This is a genomic window from Bifidobacterium sp. UBA744 (assembly GCA_002298605.1).
In the GTDB taxonomy this organism is placed as follows: Bacteria; Actinomycetota; Actinomycetes; order Actinomycetales; family Bifidobacteriaceae; genus Bifidobacterium.
In genome coordinates, this window is record DBKS01000027.1 from 73,802 (window position 1) to 77,681 (window position 3,880).

Annotated in this window: 4 protein-coding genes; 1 reads left to right on the forward strand and 3 read right to left on the reverse strand. The window is 62.4% G+C overall.

Annotated elements, in window-relative coordinates; translation table 11 throughout:
• Positions 1 to 221, reverse strand: a 221-nt coding sequence (locus B2994_RS03105; protein ID WP_291526920.1) for a hypothetical protein, incomplete at its 3' end; no start/stop codon positions are given.
• Between B2994_RS03105 and B2994_RS03110 the strand changes: the two genes are divergently transcribed.
• On the forward strand, positions 214 to 1,587 hold the full coding sequence (locus tag B2994_RS03110; RefSeq protein WP_291526921.1) for a hypothetical protein: 1,374 nt from the start codon (positions 214 to 216) through the stop codon (positions 1,585 to 1,587). The two genes, B2994_RS03105 and B2994_RS03110, sit on opposite strands and share 8 nt — an antisense overlap.
• On the opposite strand, the gene B2994_RS03115 is transcribed toward B2994_RS03110, so the two are convergent.
• Positions 1,584 to 2,357: a sugar phosphate isomerase/epimerase family protein gene (locus B2994_RS03115; RefSeq protein ID WP_291526922.1), complete on the reverse strand. Its 774-nt coding sequence runs from the start codon at positions 2,355 to 2,357 to the stop codon at positions 1,584 to 1,586. The genes B2994_RS03110 and B2994_RS03115 overlap by 4 nt on opposite strands.
• Before the next feature lie 134 nt (positions 2,358 to 2,491).
• Complete coding sequence (locus B2994_RS03120) at positions 2,492 to 3,748, reverse strand: hypothetical protein (protein WP_291526923.1); 1,257 nt, start codon at positions 3,746 to 3,748, stop codon at positions 2,492 to 2,494.
• Between the last annotated feature and the right edge of the window lie 132 nt (positions 3,749 to 3,880).

The window sequence follows — 3,880 nt, forward strand, 5'->3', positions numbered from 1 at the left end:
CCTGCCGCGACCGCTGCAAGGGATGATTGTTGTAAACGACGGGACGTGATGATGACTGCAGCTATGAACCAGCAAAACGCAACGGCTTCGATGTCTCCGGTGCCGCCGAGGCCTCCGGTTCCGTCATCCGGGCAGCGCGGCGATGCCCTCGCGGTCGGCGTTGCACGGCCCGAGCCGCCATCGTCGTCATTCGACGCCGGCCGGCCAGCCGCCATGGCCATAAGCGATCTTCGCGATGTGGTGCTCTATCTCGCGTTGGTGCTGCTGCCCGTGGACGGTACGGTATTCGGCGTATACGCGCCGTTTTGGACTCCCATCTCGCCTTGGTTGTTCATGATCTACGCGCTGTTGCATCCGATTCAATTGGCGCGGCTGGTCCGGCGGTATACGACGCTGTCGCTGGTTGTTCCACTGGTGCTGGTGTCGACGTCCATTCCGGGCTGGTATGCCTTTGGCATTCACCCGAAACCTCTGGTGTGGTCGCTTGCCGCGGTCGCTGGGGCATGGGCCTGTTTCGCGTCGCTGCATATCGCGCTGAGTCGCAAGCGGCTTGACTGGCGTCCTATGGTGGTGACGCTCCTGATTGTGTATGCGCTGTCTTTTGTGGTGGGCGTGGGGCAGTGGCTGTCCATTGTGCTGGACGTGCAGTCCGTGCGTGCCTGGTTCGCCTCGTTGATGGCCAGGTCGTATATTCCCGTGAAATCGCAATGGGGTGGAGGCCGCCCGCAGTTCACCTTTGCCGAGCCGAGCTATATCGGCATGCATCTGTTCGGGGTGCTGCTGCCGGTGTACTGGCTGATTCGCCGCCAGTCCATCTTCGGTCTCCGTCCGCGCTCCCGGGACCGCATGCTGGCGCGGCTGGTCGCCATGCTGATTGTCGTGTACGCCGCCGGCGCCATTGTGATGGGTGCGGGTGTGCGCATCATTGTGGATTCGCTGATTGCGGTTGCCGTGGTGGTGACGGTGTCCGCCGATTTTTCCGCGGTGCGCGGGCGTTTGGTTGCCGCGGCTGAATATCTTGGCATTGTGGTGCTGACCGGTGTGGTTATGGTTGGCAACAGCAGGCTGTCGTCGCTGGCGGAGTTGGGATTGCTGCGCGGTGACGGCTCGATGGCCATGCGCATCTGGCAGACGTTGGGACCGCTGGCCGGCGGCTTGCGTGACCCTCTGCACCTGCTGTTTGGCTTCGGCTCGGGCAATATCGCCGACGCCGCCAAGGCCGGTGCCGCTGACGCATCTGTCCTGGTGGGCAGGCTTGGCGGCGATGCCGCGGCTCCGAAGGCGTGGTATGCGTCGGTGAATCATGACAATGTGTTCACCATGAGCGCCTATACCAGTTTTATCGCGGAGTTCGGTCTCCTCGGCTTTGGCGTGCTGCTTGCTGCGGTGATTTGGATGCTGGCGCGCGCTGTGCGGGCGATGGGCACTCGCGGCAATGCCGTTCAAAGCCGGTGGCTGATGTGCTGGTTCCTGCTGGTTGCGTATTTATATGTGCAATTCGAGGGATATGCGTTCTATGCGTTGCCGTTGCTGCTGTGGGCGTTGGGGCGGTGCGCGGACGCCGCCCAGCCGGCCAAGTTGGTTTAGCGCAGTGTGCGCTTGGCGATATCCACTTCGGCGTCGATGCGCTCCAGCGGACTGGGATATTCGAGCGTGACTGGCACGTCGCCGGGTAGACGGCGGATCTGCGCGGCCCAGTCGACGATGCCCTCTTCGAGCAGTGCGGGCGCCGGGTGCCCGGGATCACTGGGCTTGTTGACGTTTTTGATCTGATATTCGCCGATGGCGCCGCGCTCCAGCAGCGCGTCGAACGCCGCATCCGGGTCGACGCCGGCCCACACCCAGTTGCCGCAGTCGTAGCAGAACTTGATATGCATGGCACCGGCTTCGCGCAGTCGTCCCATGCACTTGAGCGCCCATTCCAGGCTGCCATGTGCGGTGGATTGATCGTTTTCGATGGTGACCGCCACATTGTATTTGGAGATCAGCTTGTCCGCGGCGGCCAGCTCGGCCAAAGGGGTGTTCGGCACGTCGCCCACTGAGAACTTCATCCCCACGGCGTTGAGATCGTTGGCTTCCTTGAGGAATTGCTCGAGACGGGGGTTCACCGCGCCGCCGATGCAGAAATCCTCGGGCACGGAGTAGTACAGGGTGAGGTTGTGCACGCGCACCCCGGTGCGTATCGCGTCCACTTCGGCCCTGAACGCGGGTTGGCTGTCGTCTCCTCCCGCTATGAATTCGCGGCGGACCTCGGCGATTGGGAAGTAGCTTGCAATCGCATCGAGCAGCTTGGACTGCGGTGTTCCCTCCTTCATCGCGTTGAGATACATGAGGGTGTTGATTCCGAGCTGCGCCATTGACGATCCCCTTTGAAGACTCGCGGTTGAAAGCGTCGGGTATGCGATCCGACGCAGTCCATTCTATGCGAGTCGGGGAGACGCGTGTTGCAGCCGAGGTTGCCGGCTGCCTGGTTGAGGCTGTGGATTACAGTTCAGACGGTTGGCGAGTCTGCTGGGGCGGGGTCGTTGCTGGTATCGTTGCCGACCGGTTCGCTTGGACTTTCACTTGGGGACGGTTTTGGTTCTTCGTCGGTTTTGTCGTCGGTGCCGTTGTCGCCGCTCTCGTCTCCAGGGGTTGTGGTGTCAGTGCTGGGCGACGCCGGTTGGGTCGGTGTGGTCCTTCGCGTGCGGCGCGGCGTGGGCGTGGCTGTTGCGGAAGGTGATGTGGAGGCGGCCGCCTGGCGTTGCGCCTCCTGCATGGATTCGTCCACATTGGCGATGGCGGTGGCCAATCGTTGTGTAGCCTCATCCATCGCGGCTGTGTCGGTGGAGTTGCCGTCGATGAGTTCCTGGGCGTTGGCGATGGCCGCCTGCAGTTTCACATGCGTCTGATCGTCGGCGACCTGGTATCGGCTGTTTTGGAATTTGGCGCGAGCCTCGTCCAATGCGTTGGCCAGACGCTGCTTCGATGCGTCCACGGCTGCCGTCTGATCGTTCTGGGTTTTGGCTGTTTGGCTGTCGACCACGGCCTGCGCCGCATTGGCGACCGCAGTGGCCTGCTGTTGGACGAGTTCGGCCGCCTGGTTGTAGGAGGTGACGAGCTGGTTGAGTTGCCCAGCGCTCATCGTGGTGGTGCATGCGGCCGGTCCATGCAGATCGGCTGCCACTTGCAGCGTCTGCTTGAGTGCGTCGATGGTGGTGGCGTCGGCCACTTGATCGGCGGTGACGCCGGACGCCGTGGAGGCGTTCTGAATCGCCGTGTCCAGCTGTGATTGGGCGCTGGCGAACTTTCCTGCAGCGCTTTGGCAGTTTTGCTGCGCAAGTTTCAAGCCTGCGGCGGTTTGACGCTGGTTGACTGCATACCCCCCGCCGACGGCTAGCCCCGCCGCTACAAGCGCCGCAGCCACGCATGCCGCAATAACGGGAGTGCGGCGATTGGGTTTCAGTGCTCGGGCGTGCGCGGGGTTGGCGGAGTCGGCGATGGCGTCAATGGCGCCATCCGGAATCGACTCAACCAACGGCGTTGCAATGGTTTCGGTGGTTTCGTCGGCTTCGGGGGTTGTGCCTGCGCTGACTGGAGCTGGCTTGCCATCGAGCCAGCTCGTCGAGTCAAGTGCGAGGGTGGTTGTTCCGTCGCTTGCGCCCGTGCGGCTGTTGCCGGTGGAAGAGTTGTGATCGGTGCCGGGGGCGGTGTCGCTGCCGTTGTCGACGTTGGCGGTGGCATTGCTGTGGTCTTGCTGGTTCGCCACTTGTCCGCCAGTTTGTTTGTTCCATGCTAGGTCCATGGGCCATGTGGCCGTCGAACAGGTGCTTTCGAGCCAGTTTGGGCCCGCTATATCTCAAATGTTAACAAGAATTCATATTGGGCCGATTGCAGAACG

What these genes read in the sequence shown, in the direction of transcription:
- B2994_RS03110 (WP_291526921.1), top strand. Translation starts at nt 214, where the DNA reads ATGGCCATAAGCGATCTTCGCGATGTGGTGCTCTATCTCGCGTTGGTG.
- B2994_RS03115 (WP_291526922.1), bottom strand. Translation starts at nt 2,357, where the DNA reads ATGGCGCAGCTCGGAATCAACACCCTCATGTATCTCAACGCGATGAAG.